The sequence below is a fragment of the Cyanobacteria bacterium GSL.Bin1 genome (genome assembly GCA_009909085.1).
Taxonomy (GTDB): Bacteria; Cyanobacteriota; Cyanobacteriia; order Cyanobacteriales; family Rubidibacteraceae; genus Halothece.
On the sequence record JAAANX010000202.1, the window covers coordinates 20,956 to 41,802 of the forward strand.

A 20,847-nucleotide genomic window follows, 5' to 3' on the forward strand; every position below is an offset into this window, starting at 1 on the left:
AAAGTTAGCTTTTTATCAAATTACAATAGAATCCTAACTTCATTATAAAAACTCTCTTCAATTAGGATCCTAATAGCTATTTTTTAAGAAACCGATCGCGCCCCTGAAGTCAACCCCCAAAACTCGCTGCAATCACTACCACTCAAGGGATAGGGACTTAAGCTATAATAGGAAAGTAAATTGCACAAATAAACAGCATTGATCAGAAAAAATTGGGGAATTTCCCCTTTTTTGTCTTGAATTCTGATTAAAACGGAGTTTTTTTAAGTTATGGCCCCTTCCCAAGAGCGGATTATCCCGACCGAACTGCGAAACGAAATGTCTCAATGTTATCTGGAATACGCGATGAGCGTCATTGTCGGTCGGGCATTACCTGATGCGCGGGATGGTTTGAAACCTGTCCATCGACGCATTTTGTATGCAATGTATGAGTTGGGACTCACTGCGGATCGTCCCTTTCGTAAATGCGCCCGTGTGGTCGGGGAAGTTTTAGGGAAATATCACCCGCATGGAGATACAGCCGTTTATGATGCGTTAGTGCGCATGGCGCAACTCTTTTCCATGCGCGACCCGCTGATTAATGGACACGGGAACTTTGGCTCGATCGATAATGATCCCCCAGCAGCGATGCGTTACACCGAATGTCGCCTGCAAGCCCTCTCCACCGATGCGCTACTGCAAGATATTGAGTCCGATACCGTTGATTTTATTGATAACTTCGATGGGTCACAACAGGAACCGATGGTTCTTCCCTCGCGGATTCCACAGTTATTGCTGAATGGATCGTCGGGGATTGCGGTGGGGATGGCAACGAATATTCCTCCCCATAATTTAGGAGAATTAGTGGATGGCGCGATCGCGCTGATTCAAAATCCTGAACTGACCACAACGGAGTTAATGCAGTATATTCCGGGTCCTGATTTTCCCACCGGTGGACAAATTCTGGGACGCAGCGGCATTAAATCGGCTTATTCAGAGGGACGGGGTTCCATTACGATGCGGGGAGTAGCTGACATTGAAACCCTCTCGCAACCGGGACGACAAGAGAAAGAAGCAATTATCGTTACGGAACTGCCTTATCAAAGTAATAAAGCAGCCATTATCGAAAAAATTGCGGAACTGGTTAACGATAAAAAAATTGAAGGCATTTCCGATATTCGCGATGAAAGTGACCGCACGGGAATGCGGATTGTTATTGAACTGCGTCGCGATGCTTATCCACGAGTGGTTCTCAATAACCTGTACAAACAAACGCCCTTACAAATGAATTTTGGGGCGAATATGTTGGCGCTAGTAGAAGGAGAACCGCAACTTCTCAATTTGAAGAAGTTTCTGGAAGTCTTTGTTGAGTTTCGGGTCGAAACCATTACCCGTCGCACCACCTACCTGTTACAGAAAGCGCAAGAACGGGATCACCTCCTACAGGGTTTACTCATTGCCCTGCAAGATATTGAAGCTGTAATTCGCATCATTCGTGGCGCCGCCGATACCCCAACCGCAAAAGCAAGCTTAATTGAACACTTTGGACTTTCGGAAGTGCAAACCGATGCGATTCTGCAAATGCAGCTAAGACGGTTGACCGCCCTAGAAGCCGAAAAAATTGAAGCGGAACACCAAGATTTACTGGCAAAAATTAGTGACTACCAAGATATCCTGGCACGGCGGGAACGCATTGAACAAATTATCCAAACTGAACTCAGCCAAATTAAAGAAAAATATGCTACGCCTCGGCGCACTGTGATTGAAAGCGCAGAAGGGGAAATCGTTGATCTCGATTTAATTGCCAATGAACAGGCGATTATTCTGGTTACCGAACAGGGCTATATCAAACGGATGCCGGTTAATACCTTTGGCTCACAAAATCGGGCAACGCGAGGCAAGTCGGCGACCAAGATGAAAGATGATGATGAGATCGAGCACTTTATTAGTTGTTGCGATCATGATCATCTCTTGTTTTTCAGCGATCGCGGCGTGGTTTACGCCCTCAACGCCTATCAAGTACCGATTGGTTCTCGCACTGCCCGAGGCACTCCTCTACTGCAGATGTTACCCATCTCTCAAGAAGAAAAGATCACCACTGTCTTAGCCGTGCGGGAATTTACTGAAGAAGACTATTTGATTATGCTCACCCGCCAGGGGAATATTAAGAAAACGTCTCTTTCCGCATTTAGTAATATTCGCACCAATGGCTTAATCGCGATTTCCCTTGCGGATGAAGACCAACTGCGCTGGGTGCGCTTAGCGAAAGAAAGCGACAGCATTATTATCGGTTCTCGTAAAGGCATGGCGATTCATTTCCGTGCTAGCCACGAACAACTGCGACCTCTCGGACGGGCAACTCGTGGTGTGAAAGCGATGAAACTCAAGCCGGATGATGAGTTAATCAGCATGGACATTCTGCCGGCGCAAGTGATTGCGGAAATGAAAGAAGAAACCAGTGAGGAAGAGGAGACCCCCCAAGAGTTTACACAGCCCGAAACCCTGTGGATCTTAGCGATCACCAAAGGCGGCTATGGCAAACGGGTGCCCATTACGCAATTCCGCTTACAAAATCGCGCGGGTAAAGGCTTAAGTGCCATGAAGTTCCGCAAACAAGACTGTTTAGCAGCCCTCAAAGTCGTCCATGAAGGAGAAGAATTAATGCTAGTGACCAATCGCGGCATTATTATCCGTCAAGGAAGCGATGCCATTCCTCGGCAGTCTCGCCAAGCAACCGGGGTGCGGGTGCAACGGTTAGATGAAGACGACGCGATCGCTGCTGTCGCACTTGTTCCCCCTGCTGAAGAAGAGGAAGAGGAAGGAGAAGCGAATTGAGGTGTAAGGCAAGGTTAGTTTGACCCTCAAGGGTATGGGCTTTCATGCCCTTAAAATTTAAAAAAGCCAGAACCGTTAAAACATCCTTATTTAATCTTGCCGACCGCTGATAAGCATGACCCCTAATCATTATTCACTACTTCATCAAAAATGTTCTTTAATTAACGTTTGTCTCCCGAAAAGAAAGGATGATCAGTATTATCAAATTGAAATCGAAGAGGGACGAATTAAAAGGCTACAAACTCAAGATCGGATTTCCCTTGAAAATCAAGAATCTCCTGTCATTGACCTAAAAGGGGATTGGCTCTCTCTCGGTGGCGTCGATTTGCAAATTAATGGTGCGTTAGGGTTGCCTTTTCCCGATTTAGAAAGTACGCACTTAGATAAACTCTTGACCCTTACTCAGTTTTTATGGGAACAAGGCATTGATGGTTTCCTCCCAACAATTGTCACGACTTCCCCTGAAAAAATTGCGCGATCGCTGTCTGTTATCGCTGAGTATATTCAACAGTATCAAACTCAAGAGTTCCCGTATGCAAAAATTCTTGGCGTCCATTTAGAGGGTCCCTTTCTTAATCCGAAAAAACGTGGTGCGCACCCGGAAAAATATTTATTAGAGTTCACGCTTGACAACTTTCATCGGTTGATCGGAAAATATAGTGAACAGGTTAGGGTTGTAACTTGTGCGCCAGAAATAAGTTCTGACGAAAGAATAATTGCGAAGCTGCGATCGCGCTATCCTCATCTTCTGATCAGTCTTGGGCATTCCCTCGCTACAGCAACCGCAGCCCAAACTGCCTTTGAACAGGGGGCATCGCTAGTGACACATGCCTTCAATGCCATGCCTCCCCTCCATCATCGTGAACCCGGTTTACTGGGCGCAGCACTGGTGCATTCCGGTGTGAAGTGTGGCTTCATTGCTGATGGACAACATATTTCTCCCACCCTGCTCAAACTTTTACTGCGGATGGGAGAAAGAGACAAACGACTCTTTTTAGTCAGCGATGCCCTTGCGCCCTTGGGACTGGGAGATGGGATTTATCCGTGGGATAGTCGAGCAATTACAGTTACGAATGGGACTGCTCGGCTAGAGGATGGAACCCTTGCCGGAACAACGCTTCCGCTCTTATCAGGGGTGACGAATCTGGTCGAGTGGGGACTGTGTGACATTGAGAGCGCGATCGCGCTAGCCACGGAAAGCCCAAGAGAAGCCTTAGGAGAAACGGGTTTAAGTGTTGGCAAACCAGCAAACTTGTTACGTTGGCATTGGGATGAGACGACACAGCAATTGACCTGGCAACGACTCCCGAACCGTGGACAATTAACAGTTAATCATTAACAATTAATGAGGCAGGATTAACCAAGAACTAAGAACAGATACAATGCAAGACGATAAAACAATTGTCAAAGACTATTTTAATGCCGTTGGTTTTGAACGCTGGCGCAATATTTACGGCGATGGCGAAGTAAACACGGTTCAAAAAGATATCCGCATTGGACATCAACAAACCATTGATACAGTTGTGGGTTGGCTCAAAGCAGACGGCAATTTATCTCAACTGAGTATCTGCGATGCGGGATGTGGAACGGGAAGCCTCAGTATTCCTCTAGCCCAAGCAGGGGCAACCGTTTATGCCAGTGACATTTCCGAAAAGATGGTGGGAGAAGCAGAAAGTCAAGCGAAAGCTGCTTTAGGAGAAGATCATAATCTTCATTTCTCAGTTAGCGATTTAGAGGCCATTAGCGGAAGTTACCACACCGTTATTTGTTTGGATGTTCTCATTCACTATCCCGACCCAGACATTCCAACCATGGTGAAACATCTCGCCGACTGTGCCCAATCTCGTTTTATTATTAGTTTTGCCCCCAAAACCTTTTTCCTGAGTTTGTTAAAGAAAATTGGCGAATTTTTCCCAGGACCCAGTAAAACCACTCGCGCTTACCAACATTCAGAAGCGGAAATTGTTCAAATTCTGGAGAACAACGGGTTTGAAATTAAACGCACGGGCATGACAAGCACTCGCTTTTATTATTCCCGCATCTTAGAAGCGGTACGGGCTTAGAGTGTTACAAACTTTAACAAAATGTGCATTTGGATATAGATTTTTGTTGCAATCGTTAACAAGTCAGCGCGATCGCGCCCTGACTCGTTGATAAACTAAAAAGCAAAACTGCACTCATTATTTAATCCCAAGCTTTACAAAGAAAGAAGCCCAAGCAATAACCTATGGTTAACACTGCCAATAAAGACCAACAAGAATTACGTCCGGGCACTAAACAACCGGCGAAAGAAACCCTTTTAACGCCTCGTTTTTATACCACAGACTTTGACGAAATGGCGCAGATGGATATTTCGGTCAACGAAGACGAACTCCGCGCGATTTTAGAAGAATTCCGTGCTGACTATAACCAAAAGCACTTTATTCGGGATGAAGAGTTTAACCAATCTTGGGAACACCTTGATCCAGAAACCCGCCGCCTCTTTGTAGAGTTTCTGGAACGGTCTTGTACCGCTGAATTTTCTGGGTTTCTCCTCTATAAAGAACTGGGCAGACGCCTCAAAGATTCCAATCCTCTCTTGGCGGAGTGCTTCACTTTGATGTCCCGGGATGAAGCCCGTCACGCTGGCTTTTTAAACAAAGCCATGTCTGACTTTAACCTGTCTCTAGATTTAGGATTTCTCACCAAGAGTCGGAAATACACCTTCTTCAAGCCCAAATATATTTTCTACGCCACCTATCTTTCAGAAAAAATTGGTTATTGGCGTTATATCACCATCTATCGTCATTTAGAACAACATCCGGAACACCGCATCTATCCGTTGTTCCGCTTCTTTGAAAACTGGTGTCAAGATGAAAACCGTCATGGCGACTTCTTTGATGCCATTATGCAAGCCCAACCCTATGTTATTACCGGGTTTATTTCTCGTCTCTGGTGTCGCTTCTTCTTACTCGCGGTATTTGCCACGATGTATCTCAATGATGTGCAACGGTCTGGGTTCTATGAAGCCTTAGGCTTAGATGCGCGGGAATATGACCAATATGTTATCCAGAAAACGAATGAAACGGCAGGACGAGTTTTCCCGACCATTCTCGATGTCGATAATCCTAACTTCTTCAATCGTTTAGAAGTTTGCGTGAAAAATAACGAAAAGCTAAGTGCGATTGCCAATTCTGACGCACCCCGAGTTGCGAAATTCTTCCGTAAGTTACCTCACTATGTCTCGAATGGTTGGCAATTCCTCAATCTGTACTTACAAAAAGCGATTGATGCCCAGGCGCAACGCGGTACTGTTCAGTAAGGATCATCTCTAAAAGGCAGCACTGATTTCCCCTTTTCCTAGCTGGAAGAGGGGATTATTAGGTGAGGATTGTCTTTGCCATTGCTTCTGAGAAATACTACTCGGTTAAACCATGTTGCAGCGCAAAGCGCACCAATTCCGTGCGGCTGTTGGTTCCCGTTTTACTAAACAAACGACTAACGTATTTTTCTACATTACGGACACTGGTTTCGAGGCGACGGGCAATTTCTTTATTCATTAACCCCTCAGCAACCAAATTGAGGATACTCTGTTCGCGCGGCGTGAGGTCAATTTTGATCGGACTCGGCGTGGTTTTGACACTGCCTTGTTGTCCGAGAAGGCTTTTAATTTCAGCAATTTGCTGCGCGATCGCGCCTAAATCAGTATTCCCCTCGCCACTGCTACTCATGCTTTCTCGGCGCGATAATAAATTTTTGACAATAGCTACCAACTCATCAGGATCAAAGGGTTTAGACAGATAGGCATCGCATCCCGCTTGATGTCCTTTAATCCGATCTGCCGTCATGCCTTTCGCTGTTAAGAAAATAACAGGTAATCCTTTGTAGCGCGGATCTTCTCGTAGTTTTTCCAAAAACTGATAGCCATCCACCTGGGGCATCATAATATCAGTAATCACAAGATCGGGCGTTTCCTGTTCCAGTAGCTGCCACCCTTCATTGGCATTACTCGCCACGTTGACCAGAAAACCTTCATCCTCTAGGTAGGCCTCCACTGCTTCTTGTAAGCTGGGTTCATCATCGACTAATAATAATTTAGTTCCTTCTGTCTCGCTCATGCTTCCCAGTTTTTTCCTTAATGAGTGACTCTCTTCTAATTTTAAAAGATTCCCATATTTTTTCTTGTTTTTCTTCATGCTAAAGTAAGAAATTGTTACTCTCCTTTGGCGTAAAAGAACTGAACGGTGTCTCATTCTCAACAACAAGAAACCATTAAAATCCCCTCGCTTCCTCTTGCCGTTTATCGAGAAATTGCGGCTCATTTACGACAAATTGATGGCGTTGAAGTGGAAATTCTTCCCCAATCTTCCTCGGAATTTAGTTACTTTAAAAGTCAAGTTGAAGCTTTGCGACTCAGCTATTCTTCCAAAATTTCTTCTGAAGAAAAACAATACTGTCAAGATATTCTTGGCTATTATGAACAGCGGTATGGCACTTGGGAAAAAGATCAGTAATCCTTAACGTTTCAGTACAGTTTCACGCAAATAAGGTTGTAAAACCTCTGGTATTTTCACTGTACCATCTGCTTGTTGATAGTTCTCTAAAATGGCAGCCATCGTCCGTCCAATGGCAAGTCCTGAACCATTCAAAGTATGAACAAACTCAGTTCCTTTTTTATTGGCTTCTTTGAAGCGAATATTGGCGCGTCGAGCTTGAAAATCAACAAAGTTAGAACAACTTGAAATTTCTCGATAAGTCTGAGAAGAGGGGAGCCAAACTTCTAAATCATAACATTTTGCTGCGCCAAAACCGAGATCGCCGGTACACAACTCTATAACCCGATAAGGCAGTTTTAAGGCTTGTAAAATCGCTTCTGCATTTTGCACTAATGTTTCATGTTCAGCGGCAGAATTTTCCGGTCTAACGAGTTTCACTAGCTCCACTTTATTAAATTGATGGAGACGAATTAACCCTCTGGTATCTTTACCATAACTACCGGCTTCTCGTCGAAAACAAGGGGTATAAGCACAATGATAAATGGGGAGTTGAGTCGCTTCTAAAACTTCATCTCGATACAAATTGGTCACTGGCACTTCAGCGGTGGGGGCTAACCACAAATCATCCCCTTGACATTGAAAACTTTCTTCAGCAAATTTCGGCAGTTGTCCGGTTCCCGTGAGGGATTGGCTATTAATTAAAACCGGTGGCATCACTTCTAGATAGCCGGCTTGAATTTGTTGATTGAGCATGAAACTAATCAAGGCTCTTTCTAAGGCAGCCCCCTTGCCAATCAAGTTCACAAATCGACTTTGCGCCACTTTGACCGCACGGGTAAATTCTAAAATTCCCAGTTTTTCTCCCATTTCCCAATGGGGTAAAATCGCATCAGAATTCGCTGGTAAATATTCATCACCCCAACGCCGCACCTCAACATTTTCCGTTTCATCTTTGCCAACAGGAACGGTTTCACTGGGGAGATTGGGCAGAGATAAAAGGAGAGCTTTAATTTGGGCTTTGAGGTCTTTTTCTTGTGGTTCGAGTGCGCTGAGTTCTTGTTTAATTTTGTTACTTTCTGCTTTAATATTCTGAATTTCTTCGCTATCGGGAGCGAGTCCGGATTTAATTTTTTGACCAATTTCCTTACTAATTTCGTTACTGCGAGCTTGCAAGCGCGATCGCGCCCCTTCTAGACGACGCTGCTGTTCACTTAAATCCAAAATTTCTTGAATTTGATATTCAGAACTCCGCCGATGTAATAATTCTTGGACAACTTCTGGTTCTTGACGAATCCGTTTTAGCTCTAGCACATAACCTCCTTCAGTCATTAGTCATTGGTTATTAGTCATTCGTTACTCGTTTCTCAAATAAACAACAAATAACACACAACAAATTAATTATTTATTCAGTCTTTCTGTGAGCCACAGAGAAGAAAGAATGCCAGCGAAATGAGCGGCAATAATATTAACATTTGCCTGAATAATTAGCAAATCAATAGAATTCACGAATTCTTGAGGTTTTGCACCAATCACTAATTGCGGTTGCGTTAACGACTTCACCAAAACAATGCCAACAATCGCTTGCGCCCCCAAAATTGTCAGTAGCAACCCCACTAAATTGACAATTAAACCAATACGGAGTTGACGTAAAATGACTGCTCGACTGGGGCGCGATCCGCTATCAGCGGTGGCTAAGCGGCGGGAGATTCGAGTGTAACGAAAACAGAAATAGATACTAACCCCAAGGGCAACAATTCCGCCAAGGGCGAAAAATACCCCCACGGCAGTGGCTTGAGTCGTATTTTGGCCCCCTAAATTCGGAGAAGCGACCAACAGCGTTACTCCAGAGACGACACCCAGAATCAGTTGTACCCATAACCCAAAATTTCCGCCAACTTTGAGAGAAGAAGAGGCGCGTTTCACGGCAAGGGGTAGAGAAGAGCTTACTTCTGGCTTATTATCCATCAATTTTTTACTGCTTCAGATACGACGCTATGCCCTCATTTTAGATGAGTCCTGTTTATTGTCGAGGGAAGAACTGCTTAGAGTTGGCTTGCGAGATCATTTTCCCTCTTTAAGAAAAGTTTTTTTTATAAATAAAGAAAAATAATTTAATGGACAATTATCACGAATTACCTTACTTTGTTAGTAGTTTAATTAATAATTTCCCTCTACTTCCTTATTGACCTCAATTTACTTCCATAATCACGAGCTTATGCGGTCAATCCCATGTCAAGCCCATGAAATTTGAAGACATCTATCAATTTTTCAATAATCCCCCTCCGACTTACCTTAATCGAGAACTAGCAGTTTGTTATATTCTTGATATTTTGTTACAAAGAGAATCCTATGGGACGGAATTAATTGAACACCTGATGGAGAATCATCCCCAGTACCGACTGTCGGATACGGTGCTTTATAGTGCCTTGAAATTTTTGGAGGAATCCGGAACCATCAAAGGGTATTGGCGGAAGTTGAAAGGGCGTGGTCGTCCTCGTAAAATGTATAAGATTTTACCAGAAAATCAGCAGCAAGCGGAGGAACTCGCTCAACTCTGGCAGACTTACACCAATTACAAGTGTGCTCAAAATTGATATATTAGCGTCGAGTCCCTAATTTTACTCTAAACGTGATTAATACTCCTGTTCTATCTTCAACCTTATTTTTAACGATCTTACTTTTAATTGGTCTATTTTTCTTTATTCGGGCTTCGGTTAAGGATCGCACCACAGAAGTGCAATTTTCTGCCGATCTTCCAGAAACGGACTTACTGCCAAAAGTAAAAGCATATTTCTTCCAACGGGCATACAAGGTGACATCCTTTGATCCCGATCAAGAACAAGTGACCCTTGAAGGATTTGTCCAACCCAGTTGGTTTCTAGCGATCTTTTTATCGGTTTTAGCAGGATCGGGTTTGCTTTGTATTAGTTTGGTACTGTTCCTTTACTTTAGTGAGTTTAGCTATCGTAGTGCATTCTTTTTATTGACTCTACTCACACCTTTAGCGGGTATTTTCTATTGGCAAAAAGCAGGGCGTGTGGAACAAGTGTCGCTGAAACTGGAAACGCCGGAAGGGATGGAAACGACTCAAAGCTTCATTACAGTAAAAGCCCATCGAGATGAGTTAATTCAGCTACAGCAAGCGCTTCCCCTGCAGCGTCAAGATTAAGCAGATTTGGACAATCAGCACATAACCATTGCATCGTTGCGTCCTAAAACCTGTAAATCTTCTTCATCTAAACCAACGGGCGTCCCACTACGGATCAATTCTGCAAAGTCCTCATTAGGAACCATAAAACAAAGGGCATAGAGTCGTCCTGAACCTGTATTTCGGATTTCATGCCTGCCTGTTGGTGGGACTAAAATACTATCCCCGGTTTGGATAGATACCATTTTGCCATCACAAACAGCAGTTCCTTCCCCCTTCAAGATGAAAAACATTTCAACCCCAATTTGATGATGGTGCAGTGGTGTTTTTCCGCCGGGTTCAAAAATTTCCACGCAAAAAGTTAGAGAGGTATCAGCATTGGTCGGATCAAAAATAATCGCTAAGCGATTATTATCGTCAGGGCTAATACGATAAGCTTGGTAATTTTTTACAGTTTTATAAACCGGAATCATGCACTGAGTATTCATTATTTTGTCTCAGTTTCATTAACTGTTCGCAAGTGGCAATTGATCATTATGCAACAGGGCAAGGATATAATTACTTCCTGTACTTGCTAAGAACAAGAGAAAATCTCTGCTTGCAGTCGCTAATAGAGATAAGAAAGCACTTATTTTAAACCATAATTTTTTTTTAGGACCAATTGCCAAAATCTTAATATAAATTAACTTTTTTACAATCTAAAAAATGGGTTAAATCTTAATTTTATTTAAATCATTTTCTCATCTCCTCTACTTCGTCATTGCTTGTTTGAGCACTTTAAATACCAATAGAGTACTTACTTTTTCGATCTAAATCTCTAATGGATCATAAAAAATATTACTGATTTATTTCTAATTTGAATAGCTGTGCCATTATAGAAGTACAGGGATCAATAAAAAATATTTTCCTGCCCTATTCATGTACAGTTAAGAGGAGTTTGAATCATGACTGCTCAAACCAACAAACTAAAAGAAAATTATGATAAAATTCTAGTCGCAGTTGAGCCTCGAGCAGAAACACATGCAGAACCCAAGCGTTCAGAAGTGCTGGCTCAAGCAATTGCCATAGCGAAAAAAGATAATAGCCATCTGTTCATTTTTCATAGCATTAACCACTTTCCTACACGAGAAGATGCGCTAGTGGGAATAAATGTTGCGGGTTTGTATGCAGGAGAAACACTCACTTTATCGGATCGAATCGTTGAAGAAACCACCGCAGAGTTAAATACTTGGTTACGTTCCTTGCAAGAGTACGCTAGTCGTGAAGGGGTTCAAGCAGACTATGAATATGGCGTCGGCGAACCGGGAAAATTGATTTGTGAACTGGCTGAACGGTATGCTGTTGACTTAATTGTTATTGGTCGGCGGGGACGAAGAGGAATGAGTGAAATCCTCTTAGGGAGTGTTAGCAATTATGTTGTCCACCATGCGCCCTGTCATGTTTTAGTTGTTCAACATTAAAACTATCATCACGACTATGGCAGTAAGATTCCATCTCTAACAAAAATGGAGTCACTTTTTTGCTGAGTGTTTGCTTTGCAATCAGACAAAGCTCAGACTTGCAGGGGATTACTCGCGCAGTCACTTGGAGGGGGGATGTTTGACCAATTACCTAATAACTTCTTAGGGACATACCACAATCAGAGAGTTACTCATTGCCTCTTTAATTGTCTCTACAAGAGGAGAGGCAAACCAAAATTTAGATCATCATTATTAATATTACTGGGATAAAAAATAACGTTCTTGTTAATTATTAAAATAATGTCATCAATGAAGGGACAGGAAAGTATTTTCGATCAATATAAATTGGCGTAACTAATCTCAATATTTTGTTAAAAAGAACTGAATCAAAAATAATTTATTTCTCAAAAAATATCTCTTTTTATCAAAAAATAAAAGTGATTTAGATCATTATTGGTTTCACTAACTTTCTAGCTTAGTTATTACAATTTAAGGCAAATTCTTAATATTGATTCCGAAAATAATCATCAGCGATTAAACTATATATAAACTAAATCGAGTAGAAGACACAATTAAAGTGTCCTGAAAAATTAATTAATCAATCAGCATAGTTCAATTGAAATAGACGGTTTCATGGAGGAAATACCTGGATCGGCAGTCAAGCCAGGTGAGACTTCCTCAGACTTTGGGAAGCTCTTTTTGACGACATTAGGAGTGTCAATCATTATCTTGATGGGCTGACTAAAAAAACAACAATCGAAACGCTTTTGAGTTACTGAAAATGAAGATATTTCACCTTTAATCCTCCTCCAACTGACGTGTTCGGGGAGAAAGGAGATAATTAGCAAATCCCATCTCCCTACTAATTTAACTATTCTCATCGGTTAAACAGTCAATCCTCCTTATTGAAAAAATCATTAAAGATAGGTCAAGCCAATGACAATAGAACTCAAGTCCGTCAAGATGGAAATTCCAGAAGGAGCAAATATTATTATTGGTCAAGCTCACTTTATTAAAACTGTCGAGGATTTATACGAAATTATGGTAGGGGGTTCCTCGCAAGTGAAGTTTGGTTTAGCCTTTTGTGAGGCTTCAGGAGACCGCTTACTGCGTTTAGCCGGAAATGATGAGACCCTGAGCGCGATCGCGGCGAAAAATGGTGAGGCAATTTCAGCAGGACACAGCTTCGTCATTGTCCTTCAAGAGGCATATCCCCTCAACTTTTTAAATGCGCTTAAGCAATGTCCAGAAGTTTGTCATATTTACTGTGCCACGGCTAATCCTGTGGAAGTACTGATTGCTGAAACAGAACAAGGACGAGGCATTGTTGGAGTGGTCGATGGCTTTTCCCTCAAAGGTAGAGAAACCCCTGAGGATGTCAAAGCGCGCCAGAGTCTGTTACGCCACATTGGCTACAAGCTTTAGTAAAGTAAAAGTTTTTTCGTTATTCTATGGAGTTTCTAACAAATTAAGAAGGAGACAAGCCCATGAATTGGAAGCCAATTAAATTAATGATCCTCGCCTTGCTTTCCACCCTTTTGATTCTCGGTTTCGGAGTAGCTACTGCTAATAATAATGAAACGAAAGATGTCGTGAGAATTGGGACGGATGTTGCAGTTGCTGAAAATCAAGTGTTTACAGATGCGGTCGCCATTGGCGGTTCCGTGACCATTTTAGAAGGGGGACGAGTCACCAGAGATGCAGTCGCCATCGGGGGAGATATTATTCTCAAATCTAATGCTCAAGTTGACGGGAATGCTGTCGCGATCGCGGGAGAAATTGTAAAATCTGAAGGAGCAACCATCAGTGGCGATGAAGTTGAAATTGCCAGTGCAGCAAGTGGACTAGTCAACCGATTGGGACTCTTTGGTACGGTTTATCTCAGTAGCGTCATCTTCAATGTCATCTCTATTCTTGTCATTGTTGCTTTTGGTATTTTCTTACTGCTGTTACTCCCCGGACATCTGCGCACGATTTCCGCAACGATGAGCCAACATCCGTTTAAGAGTGCCATGTGGGGATTGGGCGCGATCATTGCTGTTACTCTCTTAACAGGGCTCATTGCAGGGAGTGTCTTGGGCTTTTTACTCATTCCCATCATTAATTTAGCCATTGCTGTAACAGGGTTACTCGGTTGTGTCACCACCGGTTTATGGGTGGGACAACAAACTCCCCTTGGTCGCCAAGACGCGAAATTTAAACCCTTCCTCCTCGGTATGCTCATTTTAGGGATCATTAGCTTCATTCCCATTGCCGGCGGATTAATTGTCTTAATGGTTACCCTCTTTGGCTTTGGTGCAGTTATTTTGTCGCGAGTCGGAACTGTATTCCCAGAATCCATTGGTAAACGGTTTGATCAGTTAGAAGGAACAGCTTCTTCCTCAGAAATTTAGAGACTTGACCTGATTGATTCGTTTTGATCCCTACTCGTTAAAAAGGGAAAGAGAGTTTCATTACTCTTGATCCCTTAACCTTGCACGATTGGGATCGCTACAACTTGTATCAAGCTGGTAATCAATTGTCTTCAGCTCTACTCAGCAGTATCTTCATCAACATTCTTTCGTGAAATTTTAAAATAGAAATAGAACAATTAATAACAATAATTTTTTAGCAAAGTCAAAAGATTATTTCCAAGACATGATTAGAGGTGAGCAGTTATGACAAAAAAGTTGGCCAGTTGTGGCTTGCTCGTTTCATCCCCTCATTAGTGGGAATCATTATGGGCATTACTGTCATGGCAATGATGATGCCGACAGCAGTGCTGGCAGAAACATCGACTCGGCTTGCCCAAAAACTCGAAAGTCTCAAAAAATCGGAACAACGTTGGCTGGAAATCGATCTCTCTGAACAACAGTTAACAGCTTGGCAGGGAGCAACAAGTCACTACCAAACCATTGTTTCTACTGGGAAAACAGCCACTCCTACTCACAGTGGAATCTTTAGTATCCAACGCAAACTGCGTCAAGACAGAATGCGGGGCGCTGATTACGATGTTCCCAATGTTCCTCATGTGATGTACTATCATCGAGGATATGCAATTCATGGCGCATATTGGCATAATCAATTTGGAACTCGGGTGAGTCACGGTTGTATTAATCTTCCCCTTGAGGCTGCAGAAGAGATTTATGAATGGACTCCGATGGGAATTCCTGTCGTTATTCATCAATAAGGTCAAAGCAGTAGAGAGTGCGATGAAGCCTCCCTACACAAATCAATATAGACCCTTGTTGCTTAGTCTGATGCTCTTGTGTATTGGTGAAGCGCTACCAGATACGATGCAAGTCCAAAGTAAAATTGGGAAGGATATCCTCACCAGATAATTGATCGGGTTGCTCCAAAACTTCAACCTCTCTGCCACTCCGGTAAATTTCCACTCGCTGATTTTGAGGATCGATGAGCCAGCCGAGTCGTGCGCCATTGGCTAGATATTCGCGCATCTTTTCCTGTAACGTCGCGAGACGATCGCGCTTCGAGCGCAATTCAATCACGAAATCGGGACACAGGGGGGCAAATCCTTCCTTCTCTTCTTGCGAAAGAGCCTCCCAGCGATCGCGCCTTACCCAAGACGCATCAGGTGCACGAATTGCCCCATTGGGTAACTCAAAGCCTGCGGAAGAATCAAAGGCAACTCCCAATATTTCGTTGGCTTCCGCCCAAATCCAGAGTTGGGCACCGATACTAAGATTACGTTTGCCAGATTCACTTCCAGTGAGAGGATTCACAATTAAAGTTCCGTCTGCTGTTCGTTCCAGTTGGAGGTCGCGGTTAACGGCTGCGATTGCCGCAAAATCAGCACGAGAAACGTGGAGGGTAGTGTTTTGAGGAAGCGCAAAGGTTAGGGTTTCCATAACGGCAGTTCTCCTCAGAGCGCGATCTTTATTGTAACTGAGCTTTTGTAGCGCGATGGGAACATGGCGCGAAAACTGACTTCAAGGATTACCCGCATTAAAGAATAGCCTATTTTGCAATCAGGTTTTGAAACAAGGAGAGATGAGAAGCGAGATCACTGGGTCAGCGAGTCATGACGAGATGAGTTATCCTAATACTCATTGCCTAACCCAGCAACGCTTATGTCTGATTCTTCTTCTCGTATTCGCATTCGTGGCGCAAGACAACACAATCTGAACAATATCGACTTAGAATTACCGCGCGATCGCCTCATTGTGTTTACAGGAGTTTCGGGTTCGGGTAAGTCGTCTCTTGCCTTCGATACCATTTTTGCAGAAGGACAACGACGCTATGTCGAGTCATTAAGTGCTTATGCCCGACAATTTCTCGGACAAGTGGATAAGCCGGATGTAGATGCTATTGAAGGCTTAAGTCCTGCCATTTCCATTGACCAAAAATCCACGTCTCACAACCCTCGTTCCACAGTAGGAACGGTTACCGAAATCTATGACTATCTGCGGTTGCTGTTTGGGCGCGCTGGCGAACCCCATTGTCCTCGCTGCGATCGCGCGATTTCTCCCCAAACCATTGACCAAATGTGCGATCAAATTATGGAATTGCCCGATCGCACTCGCTTCCAGATTTTAGCGCCCGTGGTGCGCGGGCAAAAGGGAACGCACCAACAACTCCTATCAAGTCTCGTTAGTGAAGGGTTTGTCCGAGTTCGCATTGATGGCACCATTCAAGAGTTATCAGATCCAATCAAACTCAGTAAAAATAAACACCACACCATCGAAGTAGTTGTGGATCGCCTGATTAAAAAAGAGGGAATTGAAGAACGGTTAGCCGACTCCCTCGCCACCTGTTTACACCGTTCTAGTGGCATTGCCCTGATTGATATCTTAAAGCAAGAGGACTCAGCCGAAAAAGAAGATCATCTACCCAAAGAAATTGTCTTTTCGGAAAACTTTGCTTGTCCCGAACACGGCGCGGTGATTGAAGAACTCTCTCCCCGTTTGTTTTCTTTCAATTCCCCTTATGGGGCGTGTTCCCACTGTCATGGTATTGGACGACTGCGGATGTTTTCGCACGAATTAGTGGTTCCTGACCCCAAACAGCCCGTTTACAGCGCGATCGCGCCGTGGTCAGATAAAGACAACAGTTATTATCTCTCCCTCCTCTACAGCCTCGGCGAAGCCTATGGTTTTGAACTGCAAACCCCTTGGGAAAAACTGACTCCCGAACAGCAGGAGATTATTTTATATGGCACAGGCGAACCCATCTTTATCTATGAAGACGCGCGAGGCGATCAGCCCAGAGGATATCATAAACCCTATTATGGAGTTATTTCTGGTTTAGAACGGGCTCTAGAAACCGCTTCTGAGACGTATAAGCAAAAACTGGAACAGTATCGAGTCGATCAAACCTGTGAAGTTTGTGGAGGAAAACGACTCAAACCCGCTTCTCTCTCCGTCCGGTTAGGGCAATACAATATTATTCAACTGACTAGCGTTGCCATCACCGAATGTTTAAGCCGTATCCAGCAACTGCAACTCTCGTCAAAACAAGCCAAAATTGGTGAACTCGCCCTGAAAGAAATTCAAGCGAGACTGCAATTTCTGCTTGATGTGGGTTTAGATTATCTCACGCTTGATCGTCCTGCCATGACCTTATCGGGAGGAGAAGCCCAACGCATTCGTCTCGCGACGCAAATTGGATCAGGGCTAACCGGAGTCCTATATGTTTTAGATGAACCGAGTATTGGGTTGCATCAACGAGACAACGGACGCCTGCTAGAAACCCTGAAAAAACTCCGCGATTTAGGGAACACCCTCATTGTTGTCGAACATGACGAAGAAACGATTCGTAGTGCGGATCAACTCGTCGATATTGGACCAGGCGCAGGTATTCATGGCGGGAATATTGTTGCCCAGGGTAACTTAAAAGCAATTACGGATTCTAAAGACTCGATTACCGGTGATTACTTAGCCCAAAGACGGATTATCCCCACTCCAGAAAAAAGGCGCAAAGGCAATGGCAAATCCTTATCGTTAATTGATGCCCACGCGAATAACCTACAACACATTGACGTGGATATTCCCCTAGGAAAACTGGTTTGCGTCACCGGGGTTTCGGGTTCGGGTAAATCGACGCTGATCAATGAACTCCTCTATCCGGCTTTAAAGCATCGCCTCGGTTATAAAATCCCGTTTCCGAAAGGGTTGGGAAAACTGAAAGGACTGGATGCAGTGGATAAAGTGATCGTGATTGATCAATCTCCCATTGGTCGCACCCCACGGTCTAACCCTGCCACTTATACAGGGGCTTTTGATCCCATTCGTTCTGTCTTTACCGAAACCGTTGAAGCAAAAGCCAGAGGTTATAAAGCGGGACGATTTTCTTTTAATGTCAAAGGCGGACGCTGCGAAGCCTGTAATGGACAGGGGGTGAATGTCATCGAAATGAACTTTCTGCCCAATGTTTATGTAGAATGCGAAGTGTGCAAAGGGGCACGCTATAACCGCGAAACCTTACAAGTGAAATATAAAGGGTATTCCATTGCCGATGTTCTTAACATGACGGTAGAAGAATCCCTAGCCGTTTTTGAAAATATTCCCCGTGCCGCCACTCGGTTACAAACCCTGGTTGATGTCGGTTTAGGCTATATTCCCCTAGGACAACCTGCCCCTACTTTATCCGGTGGAGAAGCACAACGGATCAAACTCGCCACCGAATTATCCCGACGCGCCACGGGCAAAACCCTCTATTTAATCGATGAACCCACCACCGGTTTATCCTTTTATGATGTTCACCAACTCTTAAACGTTTTACAACGCTTGGTGGATAAGGGAAATTCAATCTTGGTGATTGAACATAACTTAGATATTATTCGTTGTGCGGACTGGTTAATTGATTTAGGTCCTGAAGGCGGAGATAAAGGAGGAGAAGTAATTGCAACCGGAACCCCAGAAACAGTAGCGAGTGCAAATCACTCTTACACGGGACAATATTTAAAGACAATCTTGGATTCGTAAGCCATATCTAAGATAATTAATAATTAACAATGAACAATTAATAACGACTAATGACTAATGACTAACGACCAATGACGCTTAGCAAAAAAACGATTTTAGTGACGCGGGCGGCTAACCAAGCCCAAGCCTTTCGCACGCTGCTGGAAAAACAGGGGGCAACTGTCATAGAAATGGCGGCGTTAGAAATTCGTCCCCCCTCAAGTTGGGAACCCCTTGATCAGGCAATTGAGGCGCTATCCACTTTTGACTGGCTGATTTTAACCTCAGCCAATGGGGTCAAGTTTTTCTGGGAACGTCTAGAAAACTTACAGGTTGATCCGACCCTTCTCCATTCTCTCAAAATTGCAGTTGTCGGTAAAAAAACGGCAAGTGTCCTTGAACAATATGGGATTCGACCCACTTTTATTCCTCCCAACTTTGTTGCCGATTCCTTAGTAGAATCCTTTCCTGACCTTTTAGCCCAACAAAAAATCCTCTTCCCACGCGTGGAAACTGGAGGGAGGGAAGTTTTGATTGAAGAATTTCAAACACAACAAGCAGAAGTGATTGCTGTACCGGCTTATCAATCCAGTTGTCCCGCCAGTGCTGATCCGGTTGCGGTGAAAGCCCTAAAAGAACGAGAAGTTGATGTGATCACATTTGCCAGTTCTAAAACGGTTCGACACTTTTACGATCTCTTAATTCCTCCATTTGGCTCTGAAATAAACTTAAAATCAGTATTGGCAACCGTTACTATTGCTTCTATCGGTCCACAAACTTCACAAGCGTGCAGAAAATTTTTGGGAAGATGTGATGTCGAAGCAAAACACTATACCCTGGAAGGGTTAACCGAAGCAATTGTGGCGGTCAATGCTGAAGCTGGATCGGCTAAAAATTAGTGACCCCTAGTCTTGACATTTTTAGGAGGAGAAAGTTGCTGTTTTTAACTACCCTGAAACCGTTTTCCATTGAGTATCACTTAGGTCATCAGCATGAGACAGCGCCGCATTATTGGTTTAACCGGTGGGATTGCGACCGGAAAAAGTACGGTTTCGGATTATGTGCATCAGGCTTATCAAGTTCCTGTTTTAGATGCCGATCAGTATGCACGAGATGCAGTGAGTCAAGATTCACCCATCCTAACACTCATTCAAAAACGGTATGGGGATAAGATTTTGCAAGCAGATGGCAGTTTGGATCGATCGCGCCTCGGTCAAATCATCTTTGATCAGCCCTCAGAAAAACAGTGGTTAGAACAACAAATTCATCCTTATGTGCGCCAACGGATCGAAACTGAGTTATCTCAACTGAGTGCCAAGCTAGTATTGGTGGTCGTTCCCCTCCTGTTTGAAGCCAAAATGACCGATTTAGTGACAGAAATTTGGGTGGTAACGTGTTCCCCAGAACAACAACTGGCGCGAGTGATACAGCGGGATGGGTTGTCAGAAACAGAGGCGCGATCGCGCATTGCCTCCCAAATGCCTCTCTTCCAAAAAGTTGCCCAAGCGGATGTGGTGATTGATAATCAAACTAATATTGATGAGTTACAACAACAGGTCGATCAACAGTTTTGACATCCTCATTATTTTAAGTCTTCGAGAACAGTCACCTGATACTGTTTAACCATTGCCTGATGAGGAGGCGATCCTGATTCACCAGCGGTGGTTAGTTCGCCAGTGCTTTCGACTGTTGCTTCGCAAATGCCTTTGTCTGTTTCATCAGGAGAGGAATAATGAATGCGAACTTTTGCCCATTCTTTATTGGTTTCATCCGCTTCTAGCACTTCTCCTGTTTTCAAATAATGAAACCAGTCCCAACCGTGATTTAGCCAAATTTCTTGTTCGGCAATCTGTGTCCATTGGTCTAATCCGGTCCAACCGCGATAATACAATCTCAGGTCACTGAGATTTCCTTCTTGTTTCGTAATTAGGGCTTACTGAAAAAGTGCGCGATCGAGGCTAACCATCAGTAAGTAAACCATCGATCAATACACAGTCAAATCTGACTCCGTAAAAAATCCCCTTGTTAAATTGATTAAAGTCTATGAT

At 43.6% G+C, this 20,847-nt stretch carries 20 protein-coding genes; 14 read left to right on the forward strand and 6 right to left on the reverse strand.

Annotation, left to right across the window (positions count from 1 at the left end; genetic code table 11):
- The first annotated feature begins 270 nt into the window (after positions 1-270).
- From gyrA to acsF, 4 genes are all read left to right on the forward strand, one after another.
- The gene (gene gyrA, locus GVY04_23180; GenBank protein ID NBD18930.1) at positions 271-2,814 is read left to right on the forward strand and encodes a DNA gyrase subunit A; all 2,544 of its coding nucleotides are present in this window, start codon (positions 271-273) and stop codon (positions 2,812-2,814) included.
- Between the two features lie 115 nt (positions 2,815-2,929).
- Positions 2,930-4,153, forward strand: a complete 1,224-nt coding sequence (gene nagA / locus GVY04_23185) for an N-acetylglucosamine-6-phosphate deacetylase (GenBank protein ID NBD18931.1) — start codon at positions 2,930-2,932, stop codon at positions 4,151-4,153.
- 43 nt (positions 4,154-4,196) lie between these two features.
- Positions 4,197-4,877 carry a magnesium protoporphyrin IX methyltransferase gene (locus GVY04_23190; protein ID NBD18932.1) on the forward strand — a complete coding sequence of 227 codons (681 nt, stop codon included), beginning with the start codon at positions 4,197-4,199 and terminating at the stop codon, positions 4,875-4,877.
- A 164-nt stretch (positions 4,878-5,041) separates the two neighbouring features.
- Complete coding sequence (gene acsF, locus GVY04_23195) at positions 5,042-6,115, forward strand: magnesium-protoporphyrin IX monomethyl ester (oxidative) cyclase (protein NBD18933.1); 1,074 nt, start codon at positions 5,042-5,044, stop codon at positions 6,113-6,115.
- 97 nt (positions 6,116-6,212) lie between these two features.
- Here acsF and GVY04_23200 read toward each other — a convergent pair whose 3' ends face one another.
- On the reverse strand, positions 6,213-6,911 hold the full coding sequence (locus GVY04_23200) for a response regulator (GenBank protein ID NBD18934.1): 699 nt from the start codon (positions 6,909-6,911) through the stop codon (positions 6,213-6,215).
- Positions 6,912-7,037: 126 nt separating this feature from the next.
- Between GVY04_23200 and GVY04_23205 the strand changes: the two genes are divergently transcribed.
- The gene (locus GVY04_23205) at positions 7,038-7,307 is read left to right on the forward strand and encodes a hypothetical protein (protein ID NBD18935.1); all 270 of its coding nucleotides are present in this window, start codon (positions 7,038-7,040) and stop codon (positions 7,305-7,307) included.
- A gap of 3 nt (positions 7,308-7,310) precedes the next feature.
- Here the strand turns inward: GVY04_23205 and serS are convergent, their stop codons facing one another.
- Both serS and GVY04_23215 read right to left on the reverse strand, forming a co-directional pair.
- The gene (gene serS / locus GVY04_23210) at positions 7,311-8,600 is read right to left on the reverse strand and encodes a serine--tRNA ligase (protein NBD18936.1); all 1,290 of its coding nucleotides are present in this window, start codon (positions 8,598-8,600) and stop codon (positions 7,311-7,313) included.
- 87 nt (positions 8,601-8,687) lie between these two features.
- Positions 8,688-9,254: a DUF3611 family protein gene (locus GVY04_23215; GenBank protein ID NBD18937.1), complete on the reverse strand. Its 567-nt coding sequence runs from the start codon at positions 9,252-9,254 to the stop codon at positions 8,688-8,690.
- A 275-nt stretch (positions 9,255-9,529) separates the two neighbouring features.
- Between GVY04_23215 and GVY04_23220 the strand changes: the two genes are divergently transcribed.
- Together GVY04_23220 and GVY04_23225 are read left to right on the forward strand one after the other, a co-directional pair.
- Entirely contained in the window at positions 9,530-9,883 is a 354-nt protein-coding gene (locus tag GVY04_23220; GenBank protein ID NBD18938.1) for a PadR family transcriptional regulator, read from the forward strand.
- 38 nt (positions 9,884-9,921) lie between these two features.
- Positions 9,922-10,458 carry a cofactor assembly of complex C subunit B gene (locus GVY04_23225; protein ID NBD18939.1) on the forward strand — a complete coding sequence of 179 codons (537 nt, stop codon included), beginning with the start codon at positions 9,922-9,924 and terminating at the stop codon, positions 10,456-10,458.
- A 14-nt stretch (positions 10,459-10,472) separates the two neighbouring features.
- Here GVY04_23225 and GVY04_23230 read toward each other — a convergent pair whose 3' ends face one another.
- Complete coding sequence (locus tag GVY04_23230; GenBank protein NBD18940.1) at positions 10,473-10,925, reverse strand: cupin domain-containing protein; 453 nt, start codon at positions 10,923-10,925, stop codon at positions 10,473-10,475.
- Between the two features lie 456 nt (positions 10,926-11,381).
- Between GVY04_23230 and GVY04_23235 the strand changes: the two genes are divergently transcribed.
- From GVY04_23235 to GVY04_23250, 4 genes are all read left to right on the forward strand, one after another.
- On the forward strand, positions 11,382-11,897 hold the full coding sequence (locus tag GVY04_23235; GenBank protein ID NBD18941.1) for a universal stress protein: 516 nt from the start codon (positions 11,382-11,384) through the stop codon (positions 11,895-11,897).
- Between the two features lie 942 nt (positions 11,898-12,839).
- Positions 12,840-13,322: a hypothetical protein gene (locus tag GVY04_23240; protein ID NBD18942.1), complete on the forward strand. Its 483-nt coding sequence runs from the start codon at positions 12,840-12,842 to the stop codon at positions 13,320-13,322.
- Between the two features lie 62 nt (positions 13,323-13,384).
- Entirely contained in the window at positions 13,385-14,290 is a 906-nt protein-coding gene (locus GVY04_23245) for a hypothetical protein (GenBank protein NBD18943.1), read from the forward strand.
- A gap of 350 nt (positions 14,291-14,640) precedes the next feature.
- Positions 14,641-15,066 carry a L,D-transpeptidase family protein gene (locus GVY04_23250; protein ID NBD18944.1) on the forward strand — a complete coding sequence of 142 codons (426 nt, stop codon included), beginning with the start codon at positions 14,641-14,643 and terminating at the stop codon, positions 15,064-15,066.
- 94 nt (positions 15,067-15,160) lie between these two features.
- Here the strand turns inward: GVY04_23250 and GVY04_23255 are convergent, their stop codons facing one another.
- Positions 15,161-15,745 carry a Uma2 family endonuclease gene (locus tag GVY04_23255; GenBank protein NBD18945.1) on the reverse strand — a complete coding sequence of 195 codons (585 nt, stop codon included), beginning with the start codon at positions 15,743-15,745 and terminating at the stop codon, positions 15,161-15,163.
- A gap of 222 nt (positions 15,746-15,967) precedes the next feature.
- Here GVY04_23255 and uvrA point away from each other — a divergent pair, with 222 nt between their 5' ends.
- The 3 genes from uvrA to GVY04_23270 all read left to right on the forward strand — a co-directional run bounded on the left by uvrA (position 15,968) and on the right by GVY04_23270 (position 20,373).
- Positions 15,968-18,820 carry an excinuclease ABC subunit UvrA gene (gene uvrA, locus GVY04_23260; protein ID NBD18946.1) on the forward strand — a complete coding sequence of 951 codons (2,853 nt, stop codon included), beginning with the start codon at positions 15,968-15,970 and terminating at the stop codon, positions 18,818-18,820.
- A gap of 71 nt (positions 18,821-18,891) precedes the next feature.
- A complete protein-coding gene (locus GVY04_23265; GenBank protein NBD18947.1) occupies positions 18,892-19,698 on the forward strand; it encodes a uroporphyrinogen-III synthase in 807 nt (268 codons plus the stop codon).
- 87 nt (positions 19,699-19,785) lie between these two features.
- Complete coding sequence (locus tag GVY04_23270) at positions 19,786-20,373, forward strand: dephospho-CoA kinase (protein NBD18948.1); 588 nt, start codon at positions 19,786-19,788, stop codon at positions 20,371-20,373.
- A gap of 8 nt (positions 20,374-20,381) precedes the next feature.
- On the opposite strand, the gene GVY04_23275 is transcribed toward GVY04_23270, so the two are convergent.
- A complete protein-coding gene (locus GVY04_23275; GenBank protein NBD18949.1) occupies positions 20,382-20,690 on the reverse strand; it encodes a hypothetical protein in 309 nt (102 codons plus the stop codon).
- Positions 20,691-20,847 lie beyond the last annotated feature (157 nt).